Here is a 21,669-nt window from a genome sequence, read left to right as displayed (position 1 = left end):
TTCACCAGGATTAGCCAACAAAGATAGATCCTCTACCAAATTAAGTTGAGCATGTTGTCTTTGTCTTTTTCTATTTATGTCCCCGAGAGGCCGTATTCTATATCTTTTAAATTGCAGAGTAATTCTTCTTTACTTTTGATACATCTCCCTAACATCTTCCTAATTAGGTGGTGTTACTATGTCTTAACACCTATTTAAAGATTATGTGATAGATATGTTTGCCAATATCTCTTAGATAGATATCTTTATGTCACCTAATTAACAGTATCCTAAATCCAAGGAGTGTTGTAGCACGCTTGCGAGCTATCGGATACGACAGAGGTGTCCGATGCGGGTATGATGTTATTCTTTTCTAATCGTTTGAGGTAACTCCATCGAATGTCTGGGTCTTCTAATTCAAGTCTTCTTGCCCTACTCATATTCAGAAACTCTTCCTCCTTCTCCAGCCCAAGATAGTTTCTTCCCAACAAGTTTGCGGCTATGCCTGTTGTAGCACTCCCACTAAAGGGATCGAGAATCCACGCATTAACTTCAGTACTTGCCTGAATTAGTCTTGCTAATAGGCCTAATGGTTTTTGTGTAGGATGCTTTCCACATGTCTTCTCCCATATCCCAATGGCTGGTAAGTGCCATACATCTGTCATCTGTTTATTCCCATTTAGTTCTTTCATTAAGGCATAGTTAAAGTAATGGGGTACTTTTGAAGATTTACGCGCCCAAATAATAAACTCAGTAGAGAATGTAAAATAACGACAAGAAATATTGGGTGGAGGGTTCGTTTTAGCCCATGTTATAACATTCAATATCTTGAATCCTAATTTTAATAACTGTTGTTGTACACTGAAGATATTATGGTGTGTACCTGATATCCATATCGTGGCATTGTCTTTCATGTGCTCACGTACAACAGAAAGCCAGCGCAGATTGAAAGTATCCAACTCTTCTGGTGTAGTTGGTTTGTCCCAAACACCCTTATCCACACAGACTATCTTGCCACTCTGATAGCTGATACCGCCACTTGACAGGAAGTAGGGAGGATCCGCAAAGACCATATCAAAGCCAAACTTAAACTTTGATAATGTTTCAACACAATCACCTTGAGTAAGTGTGAAATCGTTGTTTGGTGATTTATAAAAGGATGAGATCATTCTTTAATAAGCTTCAGAAAATCACTTATACTTGTTAGGTTATAGACGCTGGGGATGATGTTATATGCTTCATGAAGTTTGGTTCTCGCATCCTTCCAGCCAATACCATCAGTAATCCATACGAACTCAAAGTTTGGAACTGAATTTACTTTAGGTGCAATGTCAGTATATGCACGAGCAACTTCGTTTAGTTTTGAGCCTCCTCCGCTATAGAAGTTTACTTCTATAAGATAAGTCTTTTGATGTGCTTCTATTACAAAATCAAAGCGCTTCTCATCGTCTCCTAAAACTCTTTTAATGTCTGTCCATTCTTTAGAATACACTTCTTTTCGATAAGTGATATTGTTGTCATCAAATATCTTAGATACCATGTTCTCCATAACATGCCCACTTCTATTTTTACGAGCATTACTATCAAGACCTGTTTCGATGCCGAAGACGTAATCAACAAGGTTCTTTATCCTTCCTTCTTTTAGTATATGAGCAAGTCCAGTGTCCTCTAAATACTCAACAACACTATCCACGCTTTCAAAGAAACTGTCAAGGACAACACACTCCCCATTGGCGTTAAGCACCTTCTTCTGCCCATTACTACGAACAGCAATGAGGATATCTAAGATGTTGAAAGCCGTTTTGTCTCGTTACCAAATCGTTTCAACACTTCGTCGAAGGTCGTTTGTTCCTATGAGACTATTCAGCATACATAGGCTTAACTTTATGTTCTCAACATTATTAGATATTTTATCAAAATCGCAGAAGAAACCTAATGTTTGATTTGTTTCCCGTAGTTGAGACATGAAAGTCCCAAAGTTTTTCTCCATATTCATTATGATTAAGTTAGATGATATGCGTATTTAGTTTTGCATCTCTTTCCTGTCTTAAGTTTTCGATGTAGCTTACTTTGGTGGTGTTGGCCTTAGTGTTCAAATAATTGTGTACTAATATCTCTGTTAGTTTTCCTCTTTTATGAGGGTTGGAGTTAATACTTCTTGAAGCTACGAGGCGTTCTATTTTGTAAGAGCTATAAAGATTATCAAAGAAATTGTCGTCTCCGTTCATTCCTTTACAGTCTGAGTTACTGAGCATAAATTTATGGCCAGCATCATGAATCTTATCACAATATTCTTTTAATCTTACCTGAGCGTTATCATTAAAAGCCTCTTTTGTGTAATCGTTAAAACTGGAAGTGTTACTTAAAGGGCGGTAGGGTGGGTCAAAATAAAAGAGAGTCTTGCCTTGAGCATAGTCAAATGTTGCCTCAAAGTCTGCATTGATAATCTCAACCCGTTGTAAAAGTTCGCTATCTCTTCGAATGGTATTAGGATCGCAAATAGTAGGATTAGTGTATTTCCCAAAGGGGACATTGAATAGACCTCGCTTGTTTACACGATAGAGTCCATTAAAGCACGTCCTATTAAGGAAAAAGAATAATGTCGTATTCTCAACTGCTTTTAAGTCCTTCTGATTGTAGCGTTCACGCATGTTTAGGAAGAATAATTTACGTTCCTCCTCTGTCTTAAGGTCCTGATAAGTGTTTTCTATATCGTACAATGCTTCTATTAATTGCTCTGGTAGGTCTCTGACCGTTTGATAACAGGTACAGAGATCGCTGTTGATATCATTGATGATAGCATGTTGAATACGAGGATAACGCTGTAACATATAGAAGAGCATGGCTCCTCCACCTACGAATGGCTCTATGTATGTAGCATTCTCCCAATTATCAAAGTCAGCTGGAAGCTGTGCTTCAAGTTGTTCAATGAGTTGGGTCTTACCGCCAACCCATTTGATAAATGGCTTTGCTTTAAACATATTATTTATAGTTTACTTGAGTAGACAAAAATACAAAAAAACTATGAAGAAGCCATATTTATTCAGATGAAAATAAGTATAATGTGTGATTACGGGGATGATTGAAAGGCTGTCATTCGCCCTTAACCATCTTACTATTATTACTATTTAATCGAATAGTCGACTGTCTCTGATTTTGTTTTATTTATTGTTTGGTTATCTTCCTTGTATATTTCATCCCTCCATGGCCTAAATAGCCATCTACAACTTTGTTATTGGTGGTACAGTCATGGGCCCTTTTAGGAATATAAGAGCTTAGATAAGGGGTATTTTGCGCCTTAAAAATGTAAAGAAACCACGACGGTTTTGGTACGCTTCACCTTCTTCTTAGAATTATTTTCGTGAAAAGAAATATTTTTTCTCACGTAAATAAATATTTTTTTTCATGAAGAAAATTATTTTTTTCATGAAAATAATTCGAGAAGGGGATGGGGGGATGAGGTGGAACAGGGATAGGAGGCTAATGAACGACGGCTTTTATACTAATAAAAAACGCTTGTTACTGTTTTTGAGTAGTGCATTATTCTACTATTAAAAGCACTTGTTTCTTTTCAGAGTTAGCGGCTTGTTCTACTATTAAAGGCTCTTGATTCCTTTTAGAAGTAGCGGCTTGTTTAACTTAAAAAAGCTTGCTTATGTCTTGCTGTAGCGTTTTTTTTGCGTTTATGGTATGTTTTAGCTATTGAAATTCGTATCTTTGTTGCTGATTATATATGTAATCTTATGAAACTAAGTATCTTTGATAATACTCTTCCTTTGTGGTTAAGAAGGGTCTCATGGGTATTCCTTACGCCTGTTCCGATTGCTCCATTTGTCTTTATTTGGACTATAATGAACTATGACGGACCTACTAATGAATTGGAGAGAATTGGTATGCTCCTTCTCTTCAATAGCTATTCTCTATGGCTTATCGGGGTAGTTCAGTTGGGAGCTGTTCTGTATCGGCGCTATCATAAGGTGTTCATCTCAATTATTCCGCATGCCATTCTTGTGTTGATTATAGGCTTGTTGATAACCTGGTTAGCGCTTCGTCCTGCAGGTCCTTCTACGTTGGATGGGTATAGATATACGATATATCGTGATACACCAGCTGCCGAGCTTGCCACAGCAGTGGAGGATAATGATACAATGGAGATCGATCGTATCTTATATAGTCAGCCAAAGCTGGTGAACTTCCAAGACACGCTTTATGGGCAAAGTATGCTGAGGTTTGCTTGCTTGGATGGGAATGTAGCTACAGTGAAGAGCTTATTAAGGCATGGTGCTAAACCAAATCTCAGTAACTGGTATGATGGTAAGACGCCATTGATAAGCCTTTGTGAAATTCCAAATCCATCTGAGGAGCAACTCAAGATAGCGGAGATATTACTGCAACACGGGGCTACGGTGAAACCAATAAAATCTTACTTGAAAGATTTTAAGCGCCTACCAGATTCCGAAGACGATACTATCAGTTTAGCTCCATTGGACATGGCAGCAGGAAGAGGGTCGCTTCCAATGGTGAAGTTATTGTTGAAGTATGGTGCAGACGTAAACTATCAAGAGTACTACACGGCTAATGATAGCACTTACAAAAGCTATTCAGCTGTTACGATAGCGATGATTGGTAGACGTTATGAGGTTGTTACTTATCTTTTGGAGCATGGTGCTAATCCTTTCCTGACGTTCTATGAAGACAATGAGACCTTGTTGTCTATGATTGAGAAGAGTCTTAAAGACCCAAGGATTAGCCCCTACGATAGGGAGCAGACGGAGAAAATCAAGCATGTGATTATGACCTACAAAGGGCGTTCATATTGATTGAGCGTTTTAGTTGAGGCTTGTTAGGGGATGAGAAGATGTTGAAGAGGCGTATTAAAAGTATTAATCTGTAAAAGAAAAAGCCACCTTTGGTGTGTTGATAGATAAATAGTTTGCTGATGGATAAGATAAGACTTACACTCGTATTAATGCTGGTGACGTTAACTATCGTTACCTGTATTCACCCGATTTATCCGAATGAACAGGTGCTACAACATATTGGCACAGTCTTGTTATTGGTACCTTTGACCATCGATGTGTTTAGGAAGCGATTGCCAATGTCGGCCTTTATCGGTATTAGTTGTTTCACGGTTCTTCATGTTATAGGTGCCCGTTACATTTATTCCTACGTCCCCTATAAGGAGTGGGCGGTCTCATTAGGTTTGGTAGATAGAGGTTTCTTTCACGATCCACGCAATCACTACGACCGGTTAGTACACTTCTCATTTGGTGTGTTGTTCTTTCCTTATTTCGTTTATGTTTGTAGAAAGTGGGTAAAACAATCATCTGTTGTTGCTATTTTCATGGCGTGGTTGATGGTCCAGACGGGTAGTATGATTTACGAACTATTTGAGTGGCTATTGACGATCGTCATGTCTTCGGATGTAGCCGACAATTATAACGGACAGCAAGGAGACATGTGGGATGCACAGAAGGATATGGCTATGGCATTAGTGGGGTCTACGGGGATGCTGTTGATATATATGTTGCGTTGTGTAATAGTGCGTAGGAAGTAGGGTAGAAAGTGGCCTAACGGCCGGTTGATGAAGGTCCTAATATGGATAAGAAAGTCAGGACAAGGGAGGAGTATTGGCATTTATAGATGTCATTTTGACGTAATTTATGTATAAATTCTTGGGAAATCAGCCTTTTTTTCTTACCTTTACACCAAATTTGAATAACGTAGATTATGAGTTACAACTTATTAAAAGGTAAAAGAGGTATTATTTTTGGAGCCCTCAATGAGAAGTCTATTGCATGGAAAGTAGCTGAGAGAGCCGTTGAGGAAGGTGCAGTAATCACTTTGTCAAATACTCCTGTTGCAGTGAGAATGGGTACAGTAAATGCACTGTCAGAGAAGTTGAACTGCGAGGTTATCCCTGCTGACGCAACCAATGTAGAGGACTTAGAGAACGTGTTCAAGCGCTCTATGGAAGTGTTGGGGGGGAAGATCGATTTCGTTCTGCACTCAATTGGTATGTCACCAAACGTGCGCAAGCATCGTACATACGATGATTTGGACTACAATCTGCTTGATACAACACTCGATATCTCTGCTGTATCATTCCATAAGATGATACAGAGTGCTAAGAAGTTGGATGCTATCAACGAGTATGGTTCAATCCTTGCTCTCTCTTATGTGGCAGCTCAGCGTACCTTCTACGGCTACAATGACATGGCAGATGCTAAGGCTTTATTGGAGAGCATAGGCCGTAGTTTCGGCTACATCTATGGCCGCGAGAAGCATGTACGTATCAATACCATCTCTCAATCACCTACAATGACAACCGCAGGGTCTGGTGTTAAGGGTATGGATAAGCTCTTCGATTTCGCCGATCGTATGTCTCCATTGGGTAACGCAAGTGCTGATGAGTGTGCAGACTATTGTATCGTAATGTTCTCAGACCTCACTCGTAAGGTTACAATGCAGAACCTTTATCATGATGGAGGCTTCTCTAATGTAGGTATGAGTCTACGTGCTATGGCCACATACGAGAAGGGTCTTGATGAATATAAGGACGAGAACGGTAATATAATATACGGTTAACAATCTCTAACTAAGTCCTACAAAGCAGGAAAAGAACCTACGGGAGGTAGTTTAGGTAGGCAACTTCTCTAACCTCTTCCGATGGCAGGAAGCGACTAACGGAAGCCTGTCAGGGTGAGAGGTGATCTGCTTCACATTTCTAAAAGGGGAAGGGCTTGGGAATAATTTAAGGTATAAGAAAAGCTTCAGTAGGCCGAGACTTACTGAAGCTTTTTGTTTTCTTTTATTGACGTATAGCCTTGACGGGAGTTTGCTTGTTAGTTCAAAGAATAAGAGAATAGGGTTCTTTCTCTGTTGGGTAGGCTGAGATAGATGTCTCAATAGGTGTAGCTTCTCCTTTAAGAAGGGTGAAAAAGGCTTATACGCAAGGGCTTTCTGGCTTTTAGGAGGAATGAGACTAACTTTTAATTAATGGTTTCTCCTCTTTTAAGAAGGCTGAAATGGGGCGTTTCAAGCTATTTGCGTTTAGATCTTGGCTACGCTTAGTAAATGGTGGGATGAGCCTCTAAGCCATGTCTTTCTCTCTTTAAGAAGATTGGGACAAGGGCTTATTTCCTTCCAAAGTCAGCAGGTATCTCCCCCCACTTCTTTGTCTCCCACTTTATAATAGGTGTCGTTATCTTATGCGTTCGGAGCCAGTGTTCAGCGCGGGCGATGACTTGGTGGAGTTGTTCAGTACCTGCGTTACGTACGAGAGTGGTCTTACAACGCTTTTTGTTCACCCATAAGATGGCATTATAAGAGTCGCTGTAAATGACTTTGTCCTTGATTCCCTGTTTCTCCATCAACGCCAAGGCATGAACAATAGCAAGGAATTCACCAATATTATTCGTCCCCATTACTGGACCAAAATGGAATACTTGTTCTCCTGTCTGTAGGTCAATACATTGATACTCCATTGGTCCTGGATTACCAGAACAAGCGGCGTCAACAGCCCATGAGGGACATCGCACCTCAGGTGGCAATGGCAATACGGTATCGTTACGGTAGGTAGGAGGGTTTACAAGTTGGCTCATTGAATTTGCTGTTTACTGCTGTTGTTGTTTGTTGTTCTTTGATTCCAAAGCCATTGTAGTTTGTTTTCTCTTATTTATTACTCCCTACTAATGGTTCTTACTCTTCGTTATAAGTAAATCAAAAGAGGGGGTACAGATTAATAAACTATTGTATAGTAAGCTTTCTACAAGGTATATTAATCTATAACCCCATTAGGTCTCCCCGTCCTTGGAAGGGTCGGAGAGATAGTTTTACATCCTCTCTGGTACCTCAATACCAAGCAGTGCCATACCGTTCTTGATAACTTTAGCTACGTTCTTAGCAATCATCAAGCGGGTAATCCGCTCTGCTTCGGTGTCTGCATTGAGTATGCTGTAGTCATGATAGAACTGGTTAAACTCCTTGGTAAGCTCATAGCAGTAGTTTGCTATACCACTTGGACTATAGTCAACACCTGCCTGTGCGACAGCAACACTAAAGTCGTTGAGCTTTTGAATGAGTGCTTTCTCCTTCTCATTGAGCGGTGCATCGTCGCTAAGGGATGTTGGTAAGGTGATATTCTGTGCTTCGGCCTTACGAAGAATACTGCGAATACGTGCATAGGTGTACTGAATGAAGGGGCCAGTATTACCATTGAAGTCGATAGACTCCTCTGGGTTAAATAGCATGTTCTTGCGTGCGTCGACCTTAAGGATGAAGTATTTCAATGCTCCCAGACCCACGATACGTGCTATCTCGTCCTTCTCCTCCTCTGTAATACCTTCTAGTTTGTTCACCTTATCTTCGCTAAGTGTCTTCGCATTCACAATCATTGAGGCTACAAGATCATCCGCATCGACAACCGTACCCTCACGACTTTTCATCTTGCCGTTCGGTAGTTCGACCATACCATACGAGAAGTGAACAAGGTCTTTACCCCATTTAAAGCCCAAGCGGTCCAAGAGTATGGATAGAACTTGGAAGTGATAGTTCTGCTCATTACCCACGACATAAATCATTTTATCGATAGGAAAGTCGTTGAAGCGCATCTCTGCCGTACCAATGTCCTGTGTCATGTAAACTGATGTACCGTCTTTACGCAGCAAGAGCTTCTGGTCCAAGCCTTCATCTGTTAGGTCGGCCCATACAGAGTTATCGTCTTTACGGATGAAGAGCCCCTTTGCAAGACCTTCTTCCACCTTCTTTTTACCAACGAGGTAGGTGTTTGATTCGTAGTAGATCTTGTCGAAACCGACTCCTAACGCCTTATAAGTCTCATCGAAACCGGCGTAAACCCAGTTATTCATCATCTCCCACAAACCACGTATCTCAGGGTCGTTATTCTCCCATTTCACGAGCATGTCATGTGCTTCCTTAATCAGTGGAGCCTCGTGTTCTGCCTTCTCTTTAGCCTCATCGGCCGTCATACCTTCTTCTTCATACTGCTTTTGCAGTTGCTGACACTCCTCTTTAAAGTGCTTATCGAATAGTACGTAGAAGTCACCAATCAAATGGTCGCCCTTCTTACCAGCCTTTTCTGGTGTGACACCATTGCCCCACTTCTGCCAAGCCAACATAGACTTACAGATATGGATACCACGGTCATTAACGATATTCGTCTTTATTACCTTATTGCCGTTAGCCTCCATAATCTGTGCCAACGACCAACCGAGCAAGTTGTTACGTACATGTCCGAGGTGGAGAGGCTTATTAGTGTTAGGTGAAGAGTATTCAATCATCACCAAAGGACTCTCCTCTGTCACCGGCTTCTCGCCGAACTTTTCGTCAGCGTTGATGTCGTTCAACAGACCCGTCCATGCTGCTTGTGCAATAACAAGGTTAAGGAAACCCTTAACAACGTTGAAGTCAGCCACAGCCTTGCAGTTCTTCTTCAAGAATTCACCTATATCTTGTGCTGTGTCCTCAGGCTTCTTGTGTGAAGTCTTCAGTAGTGGGAATGTTACGAGTGTGAGGTTACCCTCAAAGTCGCTGCGTGTTTTCTGCAACTGAATCATCTTCTCTGGGACTTCTGTCCCATATAACTCCTTGACAGCTGCAAGTGCAGCAATGGTAATTTGTGCTTCTATCTTCATCTTTTATTACTTTTTATCTGTTTGCAAAGTTACGGAAAATCAGTTGAATAACGGCAGGAGGAAGCTTGTTAATTCTCATTTCGTAAATTAGAGGCCGTAATTAGGCTTACTTTTAAGCCAAAACACGTATGTTGTAGATTGTTATAACGAGTCCTACCCACCTTCTCCATTAAGCTTATATGCGGTTGTGTAACTCCTTTCTGATACTAACTTACAACAGAGTTGATAATCTACAAGATGCCTTTTAATCCTCAGCACTATTAGAGACTATGCCCCACATCCCTTGTGCATATCCATAACAAGAAATGTTACCACATATACTTTTTCCTCACCTTATCTATCCCCACGTATAGTATCCACCCTTCTCTTTGATATAGTCAATAAGCTCTTCAAATAGTTGGTTCTGTCTTAATGTCGATTCATTACCTGTTAGAATTAGCTGTTTGCGGGCTCTCGTGATAGCAACATTCAGTTTACGGTCAATAGGCAGACCATCTTCATAGAAGGTGTTGGCCGTCAGGAAGTCAAGTTGATAGCGACTTTGAATAGTGAACGAATACAGGATAATATCACGCTGGCTACCCTGATAGCGTTCAACAGTGTCTATACTGATTTCTTCAAGTTCGTGAATACCAAGTTTCTCTATCTCCTTTCTAATCATTGCAATCTGATTTCTATAAGGCACAATGACCCCAACAGATTTCTGTGCATCGAAATCCTTGCCAAGTTGTCGGTATAGTCGTTTAAGCAGGTCAGTAATGATACGAGCCTCCTCCATGTTTACCTTCTCTGATATATTCAGTTGTCTACAAGGTTTTGAAGGGATGAATATCATACGATGCGCCTTTAACAGCTCGTCAGTTTCGTCTTCGCTTGCTTCGTTGTAGGCTAATGTTTCTTCCAACTGGTGGGCTAATGGAACACACTCCAACCGTTCTTTAGCATAGAACTTACGATTGGCAAAATCGGCGATAGCGGGGTGCATGCGTCCTTGCTTGTGTAGTGTACCAATAAAATCAGTTCTTCCAGCTACCCGTTCGGTAAGGATAAGTCTCTCAAACAAGGAATTAGCACAGGATAAGAGATGGATGTCTTTGAGAATCTGATGGCTCTCATCCATCTCTAAAGAGTCTTGTTGCTGCACTACCGCAGGCAGTTGTTTATGGTCGCCTATTAGTATAAACCGATCTACTGCACGCTCTTCTCCATGTCGGGCAGACAGTAGTCCAATCACATTAGGCTCTAATATCTGACTTGCTTCATCGATGATAGCGAGGTCAAAATGCTTGATGTTAAAGAGCGAAGCATTACTGTTCATTGTAGAGGTAGTGGCTACTACGATGCGAGCTGCAACCAAGGTAGACTTGATACTGTTGAGGGTTGCATTCTCATCTAACACCTCCTTCAATAGATGATCACTGTATTTCGGATCACAACTGAACTCGTTACCTATGCGGATGTAGTCGAGTTCGTTCTCAGTCAGCATATTACAAATCTCATCGACAGCACGATTTGTATATGCAAGGAGAAGGATGGATGGTTGGGGGTGGGTGTTGAGTGTTGGGTGTTGATGGTTTCTGATGGGTTGTTAGACATAGAAACATTCGTTATACAAGCTGCTGCTGATTGCGAATAGATGTTGCCAGCCAGTTCTTCACGCACAAGGAACTGCAGAGCCTGTGAAGTCTTACCCGTACCAGGAGGACCGATAAGAAGAAAATAGTCCTGTGCTTGCTTTGCTTTCAAGACGATTTCGTCATAATCGAGGTGGTAGCTACGAGACAAGGTAAGCGACTTGTCGCTGCGTGGCACACGTTGTCCTAAAAGCAGCTGACGCCGTTCTTCACTTGAGGTGATGAAGGTGTGTAGACTTCTGATAGCCGATGTACCACCGATGTCACTCCCCGCATGTTCAATGGCGAAGTAGTCTCCGCTGATAAGGTTAGGGTTTTGCTGTCCGTCATTGAGGTGTACAACAAGTTTGTCACCGTGTATCTCCTGTAGAGAACCTTTGAAGAGAATACTCTTCCTGACGTCAGGAGCCTCCTTCTTCTTGTATGCATAGAGGTAAATCATGTCTCCTCTGCGAAAGTTAGGGAGGAAGTCTTCACCCTGTTGAGGCACGGAGAGCGTAATAGTATCGTATCCGTTGAACGAGTTACTACGCTCTTTCTCGATGATAGTCAGACCTGTATAGATGTTACCCGTCTCTTTCTTCTCCGCAAGCGGCATGTTCCAAAGGTCGGCATTGCTACTCCCAACGCCCTCTTGCACACCCACTTTTGAAACCAACTGTTCCTTGATAACGAAGGTCATCATACGTGTGAAATAGGCTCGTTCGAGGTCGCTGAGCTGATGGAGTGGTGCCAGTAATGCTATGAGTGGTGGTAGTAGATAACGTTTATAGAAATCATCATCATGCTTCTCAGTGTTCAGTGTTTGCGGAGTAAGCAGTGGTAATATCTTTTCAAAACCATTTTCTGCCATCCAGAACTCCGTTGCCACAGCTTGATTACGGAAGCGAATAGCCTCACGTATCAGCTTTTGCAGTGGTTCAACCTCAAGTAATCCGTCAGGTAGAGGATACTTAGAATACAACAACTCGATGTGTGTGTTCTTCGGACTGAGTTGGAAATTATATTGCAGAATACCATAGTAAAGCAACAACTGCACGTAGTGTTTCTCTACATGGAGCGACCCATGCTCATTGCGAGTCTTTCTTTCAATAAAGTAATTCTTGCCCGACTTCTGTTCAACAAGCAGTTTTAAGTCGGTCGTCATAAGGTCTACACGACCCTGTATGCCTAACCGCTCGCATACAAACGACGGTTCGAGGATAGCTTTCTGGCGGTCGAAACTACGGAAGATTTCGTCTACAATTTCCTTGATGTTCTCCACCTGTCGTTCAGCATCTTGTTTGAACGATGCTGCATCAAAGCCAGGACAGGTGGCATAGTCCAATGCCTTCTCTCTAAAGTTAGACCGAAAGGTGTCTTTAATGTCGTATTCTGCAGGATGATTGATGATATCGTCGAGGGCAGAACCAGCAAAGTTACCCAATAGAAAATACTTGTTACTGAGACGAGGACTAAGTCGGTTGACGGTGAAGAGCAACGGATGATGTCCGTAAGACTCAAAACAGTTGGCAATGGTAGAGATGTCTATGAGATAGTCTGGCTCAACAACGACAAGACGTGGTACTACCTTCTTGCGTGTGACAGTACAGTCAAGGAGGTTTAGTTGCATCCCTTCGCGTAGCATAGGGCGTAAGTAGCTAAAATCAATATACTCTGGTGTGTCCATATAGTCTACTGTCAGAAGCTCTTCGCTACTGTCTTGATTGGTTACAGCTACTTGAATCGTCTTGTCATCCCACTCTCTTACGATACAGCGGATGTATCGATAATTCATTATCTGTATGTTCTCTGTTGTGCGTCCACGTGCTGGAATCATCTTAACAAGGAACGAAGGGATAGCTTCCTGTACGACTGCAGAGACGAAGATAGCCAAGGCACGACAGTCGTAGGCCACGTCGTCGGGTAGAATGGGGGCCGTAGAGTTACTATGCCTACGCATTTTCTGTATTGCTACAATGTCTTGTGGAGCTATGTGATGTTGTCTACATAGCGACTCCACCTGCGACGACAGGTTACCGAAACCATGTCGGGTATTTTTCAATCCTTCGTGACAAGCAATGACAAGTGTCTCGTGCATGATGAGAGCCTGCGTTTCAGAAGGTGCCGAAAGGATGTCGGCAATACGTACAAAGAGTTCGTGTGCCATGATGAGAGTGTCTCCTTAGTACGCTGAACGTGTATGACGTGTATTCTTACAGAGCGTGGAGATTGATTTGCTGGGTTATGTTTTGAGTGGGTGTTATTGCTTTGTTGTCAGTTTACTATGCGCTTTATCTATTGCAGAGAGTCCTCTGTCGTGAATTATTTTCATGAAAAGAAGAATTTTTTTTCATGAAGAAAAATATTTTTTTTCATGACAAGAAATATTTTTCTTCATGAAAATAATTCGACGAGGTTGGTCGCTTTGCTCGCTTACTGTCCTCCTAAGCGTTCAAAGAAAGTGATAACTTCCTCCCAAGTCTTGAACTCTTCGCTACCAAAAAGCAATGTTGTTCCGAGGAAATCATCGTGCTTTTTACTACTGATAAGGTAGTCGCCATAGAGAAGCTGCGGCTGGTTGGTGAAGATGGCATGGTTCCAAGCAGGTGCACTGAAGGTGTCCTCTATCCATGCTTGCTGTTCGGTGATTGCAGATGGGTTGTTTGTCGGTGCTGGACAGGCAAAGAAAACGTTGTAGTTATCGAGCAGGAACTCGTAAGCTTTGTTCAGACTCGACTTCGGTTTGCCGTATCCATCAGCGAGCGTGTTCTGGTCTATGAGTACAGTTCGCCGTTCGCGTCCCTCCTGTCGGTCGTCAATCCATCGGATGACGGGCATTAGGTAGTGATAAATAGCCTTCTCTATGAGTCGGTGTTCACCATGAAAACGAATCGCTTGAGGGTAGTGCTCGTTGAAAAGGTCGAAGGTATGGACAACGGGATCAGCGTCGCCAAAGAGTCCGAAGACAAGTTGCTGCTCCTCTTCCGTCACTTGAGAGAAGCACTTCTCGGTTATCTCTTTGTATTCCTTAACCAATGCTTTGGTGACGATAACCTCCTGTATGCCGTCTTGTCGTGGATTTTGAAACACTTGTTTACCCATCATATTGGTCTCGCTGATGGTAGTTCCCATCTGAAAAGCAGGATTTACGCATATTCGATCGACCCCATAAAGCATCTCCGTGTACATTCCTCCCATTGAAGTACCTATGATTAAGTCGGGCTTCTCGGTGTCGACAAGGTTGTGTAAGAGCTCCATTGCCTCCTCAGGATGTATGGGGAGGTCGGGCGCAATGACTGTAGCTTCGGGCATGTAGTCCCTTAGTATTTGTACTGTGTGACTTGAACCGGCTGACATGAAGCCGTGAACGTAGATAATCTTCTTTCCTACCATGAGGTCAGGAAAGGTCTTTTTATATTGATTTTCCATTGTTTCTTTTTAGGAGTGAAAGGAGTTGAAGGAGTGAAAGGGAGTTAAGACAGCTGTCTTGTAGAGTGCTTTAATCCTTTTCCTCTAAGTCCTCTTTGCCTTGTGGAAAGGCTGAAGAGAGGGTTAAACTATGGGAAGACTGATACCGTTTATCTTCTGATAGATATCGAGAGCATAGATATCTGTCATCCCACTGATGAAGTCGAGCACTGCCATGATACGTGTTTCAAGACAAGGACTTTGAATGTCATACTGGCTTGAGAAGCGTCGGATAAGCTGCTGACTGTGGAAGTGTTCAGGCTCAACGGCCGCTCCGATGAGTGCTTCCATCAGTGTTTCCATAATCTTATAACCTGATAGTTCAACGTCGAGGACCGCCTTACTGCGGTAAATCCTGTCTACTGAGACCTCTGTACAGTGCTTGTAAGCCTGTCGAGGAAGCTCGGATATATGCTTGATGAGCGACCCCTCGAATGTTCCATTGAGTATTTCGTCCTCGTGTTCGACGAAGACATTGACACACTCGGCCTCTAATAATCCCACAGCACAGGCACGGAAATAAACGACTTGTTCGTTTTGGTCGGTCACACCCTCGTCTATTATGCGCTGACGAATACTCTTCTTTGTCGCCTCATCGAAGAAGCCAAGGAGCAAGTCGGCTGTCTCCTCAAACGAAAGGAGCTTGAGTTTATGAGAATCTTCGATATCCATAATCTCGTAACAGATGTCGTCTGCCGCCTCCATAAGGTAGGTCAATGGATGGCGAACATAACAGATACCAGTCTCAGAGCTATCCTTCTGTATGATACCTAATTCATCTGCAATCTTCTTGTAAGTGTCTTCCTCCGTAGCAAAGAAGCCGAACTTACCGTGTTTGCCAGCGTAGGTAGAACTGAAAGGATACTTGACAATACTCGCAAGGGTGGTGTAGGTCATCACAAATCCACCTTCTCTTCGACCTAAGAAACGGTGGGTCAGCAGGCGAAAGGCGTTGGCGTTGCCCTCAAAATGGGTGATGTCCTCCCAGAAATGTGGACTGACACGGTCCTTTAAGCTGGCTCCTGGACCTTCTGTGAAGAATGCTTGCATCGCCTTCTCACCACTATGACCGAAAGGAGGGTTACCCATGTCGTGCGCATAACAAGCTGTTTGTACGATGGTTCCAATCTCTTCAAAGAGCGTACCACGCAACTCTGGGTGTATTTCGATGAGTCTTCTTGCTACGTCATCACCCAAGGACTTACCTAAGGAGGCCACTTCCAAGGAGTGAGTGAGGCGGTTGTGCACAAAGACACTGCCTGGTAGAGGGAATACTTGGGTCTTGTTCTGCAGTCGTCGGAAGGGTGCAGAATATATCAGTCGGTCGCTGTCACGCTTGAATTCAGAACGGTCGTCGTGTCGAAGGGCATGTCGCTCTTCCTGTCCGAGACGCTTGTTGGATATTAATTGTTGCCAGTTCATTGCGGTTGTTGTTGGTTGATGGGTGTTGAATGTTGGGTGTTGATGAAATGAGCTGATGATTAGTTGGATGTTGAATATTGGTTGATGGGTGTTGAATGTTGGGTGTTGATGAAATGAGATGATGCTGAGTTGGGGTGTTGAAAGTTGGTTGATGGGTGTTGAATGTTGGGTGTTGATGAAATGAGATGATGATTAGTTCGGTGATTGAAAGCTACACGCAAAAGTAATTAAAATTGGCTAAAAACAAGTTTTTTACTACATAAAATGTATGAATATGGCTTTAATTGATTAATTTTGTACCTTATTATATAGCAATGATACAGATTAAAGTAATCAATAAAGGGCATCAGCAGCTTCCTGCTTATGCTACTTCACAGAGTGCGGGGATGGACCTCCGCGCTAATATCGACGCACCTATCGTATTGAAACCCATGGAGAGAAGACTCGTTCCGACTGGTCTTCATATCGCTCTCCCAGTAGGGTTTGAGGCACAGGTGCGCCCTCGTAGTGGTCTTGCCTTGAAGCATGGGCTAACCGTTCTGAACTCTCCTGGTACGATAGATGCCGACTATCGTGGTGAAATCATGGTTCTTCTCATTAACTTCTCAGATGAGCCTTTCACCATCAACGACGGTGAACGCATTGCACAAATGGTCATTGCACGGCATGAACAGGCTGAGTTTGTTGAGGTGGATATGCTTGATGAGACCGAACGGGGTGAAGGAGGATATGGCCACACAGGCGTGAAGTAAAGATAAAGAAAGGAACTATAAATGTTCAATAAAGTTATATTGAAAGGCATAAAGATACGTCGCACCCTCATTGCGCTGGCTCTGCTGGGTGGCTCTTTGGCTGTACATGCTGACCGAGAGGATAGCCTTCAAAGCTATAACTATTTCTTCCTTGAGGCGATGAGACAGCAGGATATGGGCAACTTAACGGCTGCTTTCGACCTACTACGCCATGCACGCGACCTCAATCCAGCTGCTCCAGAGGTTTATTATCAGTTGGCTGCTTTCTATGTAGACATGAAGAAGGATGCTCTGGCACGTGAATACTTCGAGAAGGCGGCAAGTCTTGACCCAGAGAACTCGGCTTATCAAGAGAAATTAGGTAAACTCTATGTGTCGCAAAAAGACTATCCTAATGCTATAAAAGCCTTCGAACGGCTCTATGAAGCTAATAAAACGCGCTCTGATGTACTGCAACTTCTCTATCAACTGTACGGCTCTCAGAATGATTATAAGATGATGATTAAGTGCTTGGAACGGTTGGAAACGGTGGAGGGAACCAGCGAGCAGATCTCTCTAAGCAAGATGCAAATATACGAACAGATGGGAGAAAAGCGCAAGGAGTACGATGAGTTGAAGGCGCTCGTTGATGGTCATCCTCTCGATCTCAACTATCGTGTGATGTTCGGGAACTGGCTCTTGCAGAATGGAAAGAAGAAGGAAGCACTTCAAAAGTACCGTGATGTGTTGAAGGAAGACCCTGACAACTCGCTTGCCAAGGTCTCCATGATGGATTACTATAATAATATTGGTGACAAGGCAACTGTAAAAACAATTCTACAGGAACTGTTGCAATCGCCAAAAACAGAGAAGGAAACAAAGTTAGAGTTACTCCGTCAGAGTATTACAAGCAGTCAGAAGGATAATACCCCAGATAGTACTGAGGTGATGCGACAGTTCTCTGTAGCATTAGCTGTTCCACAAGAAGACGCCGATATCTATATGCTTAAAGCCGCATATATGACACTTCGCAAGTGGCCAAAGGCTGAAATCAATCGCGTTTATGAGCAAGCTATTGAGGTAGAGCCTGATAATTCGCGTGCAAGAATAGCATTGATACAGAATATTTGGGACACACAAGACTACGATAAGGTCATCGCTATTTGTCGACCAGCCATAGAGTATAATCCAGATGAGATGGCATTCTATTACTTCCAAGGTATGGCTCAGTTCCAAAAGCACGATAGCGACGCTGCGTTGGAGACCTTCCGAAAGGGAGTGGGGCAGATAAAGCCAGACAGTAACCCAGATATTGTGTCAGACTTCTATGCTATTATGGGTGATATTCTTCATGAGAAGGGGCGCAATGATGAGGCTTTTCAAGCGTATGATAGTTGTTTGCAGTGGAAAGCAGATAATGTGGCTGCATTGAATAACTATGCCTATTACCTCAGTGAGGAGAATAAAAACCTTACAAAGGCAGAGCAGATGAGCTATAAGACGATAAAGGCAGAGCCAAATAATAGCACTTACCTCGACACTTACGCATGGATTCTTTTTCAGCAAAAGCGCTACGAAGAGGCAAAGATTTATATCGAACAAGCAATTCGTAATGACTCTACTCTGAGCAATGTTGTAAAGGAACACGCTGGTGATATCTATGCACAGACAGGCGATATGGCTAAGGCTATTGAGTTTTGGCAGAAGGCCATTGATGGAGGTAACGACAGTGCTACGTTGAGAAAGAAGTTAAAACTAAAGAAATACGTCGTAGAATGAAGAAAACAAAGATATTACTTATAAGCATGACTGCCCTTCTCTTGGCAGCATGCGGTACTAAGAAGGCTGTGGTTCAACAGAAGCCTATGCAGGACACAAAGGTGACACAGCCAACAGCACCTGCCCCAAAGGATAACAAGATGCAGAGTGTTGTTGCCATGCAGCGCATTACTGACAATGCACTCTACCAAAAGAACCTTGTTTCAAACCTAACTTTTACGCTCAATGATGGCCGTAAGGACATTACAGTACCGGGTATTCTGCGTATGCGTAAAGATGAGGTTATTCGCTTGCAGTTGCTCATCCCAATCCTTCGCAGTGAAGTGGGACGCATTGAGTTTACCAAGGATTACGTTCTTTTCATCGACCGTATCCATAAACAATATGTAAAGGCAAGCTACGGCGAGGTAGGGCTCTTGCGTGATAATGGTATCAACTTCTATTCGCTTCAATCGCTCTTCTGGAATCAAGTGTTTGCCCCTCGCCAGCAAAGGATGAGTGAGGCTGACTTGTCACAGTTTACTGTTGACGAGAGTAAAGCACAGGGGGAAGGTGTTATAACAGTAAGTCTTAAGGACGGAAAGATGGACTATAAGTGGTCTGTCAACCCTAAGAACAATCTTATTCAGCTTACTACTATAACATATAATAGTACTGCTCATGGCGCTTCAAAGTTCTCTTGGACCTATAATGACTTTAGGGCGTTTGGCTCAAAGCTGTTTCCTGCCGATCAGACTTTGACTATCAATACTCCAGCAATTGGTCAGAAGGCAGCAAAGACACTGAAAGCTAATTTCGTTCTTGATGGTTTTAGTGATGGTAGTGATTGGGAGACTTTAACCCAGCCATCGGATAAGTACACAAAAGTAAGCGTAGAGGATATCCTCGGCAAACTAATGAACTTCTAAATGAAACGTCTTTATTTACTATTTATATTAGCAATGATGTGTGTGCTGACAACCTCTGCTCAGCACACAAGAAGGCATTCACGCCATCGGAATACGGCTGTTGCTCAACCCGTTGAGACGAAGTCTACTGTAAAAGAAAAAGGTAGACATGCTACTACGGCAGCAGATAATAAGCAGACAACAACCCCTGTGACTCCTTTACGAGGACGTAAGCCGACGGTGGAGAAAATACAGTATCAGGCTCCTGTTAGAGGTCGATCACATCAGCAAGTGACGGCTACACAACAACAGGGCAAGCTTCAACAGCAACATGGAAAGCAGCAACAGCAACATGGAAAGCCTTTACAACAACAGCAAATCAAGGGACAACAAGTTCTTGTAAAGGGTCAACAAGTTGTGCATGGGAAAGCTGCTGCACGCAATGCTGTCGTTGGTAAGAAAGGAGCGAAGGGTCCTGCCTATGTGACGACGGCTGAGATTAAAGGATTGCAACAGCAGAATCAGAAGCTACAACAGGAGATATCAGCGCATGAAGAAGAGATGAAAGTGAAGCAGAAGGACGTTGATGACCGCTTGCAGAAGATTGTTCGGCTTGATACTGAAATCGGTCATCAGCAGAGAACGATTGACACTATAGCCACAGACATCAAAGGCTTAGATACGAATATCGGTATTCTGAAAGGTCAACTCGCCTCTCTTGAAGCACAGTTGAGCGAGCGTCGCGCTCGTTTCATCCGTTCTATGCGTTACATGGCACGTCATCGTAGTATTCAAGACAAGCTGATGTTCGTCTTCTCAGCAAAGAACTTGACCCAGATGTATCGTCGTCTTCGCTTCGTACGTGAGTATGCTGCTTACCAGAGGGCGCAGGGCGAGCAGCTTAAAGTTAAGCAGTTGCAGGTGGACGAGAAGCATACTCAGTTGAAGAACGTACGTGTCAATAAGAGTAACCTTCTGTATAAAGACCGTCAGGTACATGCCCAGATGGAGCGTAAGCGTGTTGAACAGCAGGCGGTGGTAACCTCCTTGCAGAACGACCAGAAGGTGTTACAGGGCGTAATAGCACAACGTCGTCAGCAGCAACAAGCGTTGAATGCACAGATAGATCGCCTTATTCAGATTGAAATACAGAAGGCGCGCGAACGTGCCATAGCTGAGGCAAAGGCACAGGCTGCCGCTCGTGCCGCTGCAGCAAAGAAGCGTGCAGAGGAGTTGGCACGTAAGAAAGCGGCTGCAGAGGCCGCTGCCCGTGAGAATGCTCGGCGTATTGCTGAGGCGAAAGAACGTGAGGCAAAAGCCAAGGCTGCTGCTCGTGCTGCTGCTGAGGCTGCTGAGAAGGCTCGTCAAGAAGCTGCTGCTCGTGCCGCTGCAGCCCGTGCTGCGGCTGAAAAGGCACGTCAGGAAGCATTGCAGAAGGAACGTGCTGCCGCTCGTGAACGGGCTATTCGCAAGGCTGAGGAGCAGGAGGCTGCGGCTAAAGCGGCACAGGAAAAGGCCGAAGCACGTGCTGCCGCAGAGCAAGCTCGTGCCGACCAGATGGCTCGTGAGGCTGAGGCAAACCGTGTGGCAGCCGAACGCAAGGCTGATGCCGACCGTGCACGAGCTGCTCGAGAGGCTGAGGCTGCAAGGGCCGCTGCCGCTGAAAACAATGATATGCTAAGCTCGGCTGACCGTGCAATAACGGGTAACTTCGCTAATAACCGTGGTCGATTACCAATGCCATTGTCGGGCCAGATAGTCAGTCACTTTGGTCAGTATAATGTGGCAGGCATGTCGAATATCCGCTTGAACAATGATGGTATCAATATCAAGGGTGCTCCTGGCAGTGCTGTTCGTAGCGTCTTTATGGGCGAGGTGAGCGGTGTCTTCATGGCAGGCGGTATGAGTGTCGTGATGATACGTCACGGTATTTATATCACCGTCTATGCTAACTTGGGTTCTGTAGGCGTCAGCAAGGGACAGAAGGTAGGTACAGGACAGACCATCGGAACGGTTGGTAGGACTGGTATACTCCAATTCCAGCTGCGTAAAGAGACTGCTAAACTGAATCCAGAGCAGTGGTTACGCTAACCAACTGCCGGTCTTCTATATTAATAAGGTGGGTTTGTTG

At 43.5% G+C, this 21,669-nt stretch carries 13 protein-coding genes and 2 pseudogenes; 7 read left to right on the top strand and 8 right to left on the bottom strand.

Features of this window, described 5'->3' with window-relative positions; genetic code table 11:
• Window positions 1–269 precede the first annotated feature (269 nt).
• From HMPREF0666_RS11840 to HMPREF0666_RS11830, 3 genes and pseudogenes are all read right to left on the bottom strand, one after another.
• A complete protein-coding gene (locus tag HMPREF0666_RS11840) occupies window positions 270–1,148 on the bottom strand; it encodes a site-specific DNA-methyltransferase (protein ID WP_009012602.1) in 879 nt (292 codons plus the stop codon).
• A pseudogene (locus HMPREF0666_RS11835) lies at window positions 1,145–1,969 on the bottom strand (type II restriction endonuclease). The gene HMPREF0666_RS11840 and the pseudogene HMPREF0666_RS11835 overlap by 4 nt, the downstream one beginning before the upstream one ends.
• A gap of 16 nt (window positions 1,970–1,985) precedes the next feature.
• Window positions 1,986–2,960: a DNA adenine methylase gene (locus HMPREF0666_RS11830; protein WP_009012599.1), complete on the bottom strand. Its 975-nt coding sequence runs from the start codon at window positions 2,958–2,960 to the stop codon at window positions 1,986–1,988.
• Window positions 2,961–3,722: 762 nt separating this feature from the next.
• Here HMPREF0666_RS11830 and HMPREF0666_RS11825 point away from each other — a divergent pair.
• The 3 genes from HMPREF0666_RS11825 to HMPREF0666_RS11815 all read left to right on the top strand — a co-directional run bounded on the left by HMPREF0666_RS11825 (window position 3,723) and on the right by HMPREF0666_RS11815 (window position 6,567).
• Window positions 3,723–4,799, top strand: a complete 1,077-nt coding sequence (locus HMPREF0666_RS11825) for an ankyrin repeat domain-containing protein (protein WP_009012597.1) — start codon at window positions 3,723–3,725, stop codon at window positions 4,797–4,799.
• A gap of 119 nt (window positions 4,800–4,918) precedes the next feature.
• Window positions 4,919–5,536, top strand: coding sequence for a DUF2238 domain-containing protein (locus HMPREF0666_RS11820; protein ID WP_009012596.1), 618 nt, complete (start codon window positions 4,919–4,921; stop codon window positions 5,534–5,536).
• Between the two features lie 173 nt (window positions 5,537–5,709).
• On the top strand, window positions 5,710–6,567 hold the full coding sequence (locus tag HMPREF0666_RS11815) for an enoyl-ACP reductase (protein WP_009012595.1): 858 nt from the start codon (window positions 5,710–5,712) through the stop codon (window positions 6,565–6,567).
• A gap of 548 nt (window positions 6,568–7,115) precedes the next feature.
• Here HMPREF0666_RS11815 and HMPREF0666_RS11810 read toward each other — a convergent pair.
• From HMPREF0666_RS11810 to dgt, 5 genes and pseudogenes are all read right to left on the bottom strand, one after another.
• The gene (locus tag HMPREF0666_RS11810; protein WP_009012594.1) at window positions 7,116–7,583 is read right to left on the bottom strand and encodes an RNase H family protein; all 468 of its coding nucleotides are present in this window, start codon (window positions 7,581–7,583) and stop codon (window positions 7,116–7,118) included.
• 231 nt (window positions 7,584–7,814) lie between these two features.
• Window positions 7,815–9,635 (bottom strand): arginine--tRNA ligase, encoded by a 1,821-nt coding sequence (gene argS, locus HMPREF0666_RS11805; RefSeq protein WP_009012593.1) that lies wholly within the window; start codon window positions 9,633–9,635, stop codon window positions 7,815–7,817.
• A gap of 337 nt (window positions 9,636–9,972) precedes the next feature.
• Window positions 9,973–13,418 (bottom strand): annotated as a pseudogene (locus tag HMPREF0666_RS16140) (AAA domain-containing protein).
• A gap of 266 nt (window positions 13,419–13,684) precedes the next feature.
• The gene (locus HMPREF0666_RS11790; protein ID WP_009012590.1) at window positions 13,685–14,680 is read right to left on the bottom strand and encodes a YqiA/YcfP family alpha/beta fold hydrolase; all 996 of its coding nucleotides are present in this window, start codon (window positions 14,678–14,680) and stop codon (window positions 13,685–13,687) included.
• Between the two features lie 123 nt (window positions 14,681–14,803).
• Window positions 14,804–16,141, bottom strand: coding sequence for a dGTP triphosphohydrolase (gene dgt, locus HMPREF0666_RS11785; RefSeq protein ID WP_009012589.1), 1,338 nt, complete (start codon window positions 16,139–16,141; stop codon window positions 14,804–14,806).
• A 314-nt stretch (window positions 16,142–16,455) separates the two neighbouring features.
• Here dgt and dut point away from each other — a divergent pair, with 314 nt between their 5' ends.
• Genes dut through HMPREF0666_RS11765 form a run of 4 tightly spaced genes read left to right on the top strand, consistent with a single transcriptional unit; the run spans window position 16,456 to window position 21,629 of the window.
• Window positions 16,456–16,893, top strand: a complete 438-nt coding sequence (dut, locus tag HMPREF0666_RS11780; RefSeq protein ID WP_009012588.1) for a dUTP diphosphatase — start codon at window positions 16,456–16,458, stop codon at window positions 16,891–16,893.
• A 21-nt stretch (window positions 16,894–16,914) separates the two neighbouring features.
• Window positions 16,915–18,651, top strand: coding sequence for a tetratricopeptide repeat protein (locus tag HMPREF0666_RS11775; RefSeq protein WP_009012587.1), 1,737 nt, complete (start codon window positions 16,915–16,917; stop codon window positions 18,649–18,651).
• Window positions 18,648–19,559 carry a DUF4292 domain-containing protein gene (locus tag HMPREF0666_RS11770; RefSeq protein WP_009012586.1) on the top strand — a complete coding sequence of 304 codons (912 nt, stop codon included), beginning with the start codon at window positions 18,648–18,650 and terminating at the stop codon, window positions 19,557–19,559. Before HMPREF0666_RS11775 ends, HMPREF0666_RS11770 begins: the two co-directional genes overlap by 4 nt.
• Window positions 19,560–21,629: a murein hydrolase activator EnvC gene (locus tag HMPREF0666_RS11765; protein WP_009012585.1), complete on the top strand. Its 2,070-nt coding sequence runs from the start codon at window positions 19,560–19,562 to the stop codon at window positions 21,627–21,629.
• The last annotated feature ends 40 nt before the right edge of the window (window positions 21,630–21,669 follow it).

Origin of the sequence: Prevotella sp. C561, from assembly GCF_000224595.1 — a bacterium.
In the GTDB taxonomy this organism is placed as follows: domain Bacteria; phylum Bacteroidota; class Bacteroidia; order Bacteroidales; family Bacteroidaceae; genus Prevotella; species Prevotella jejuni.
This window is presented reverse-complemented; position numbering and strand designations above follow the sequence as displayed.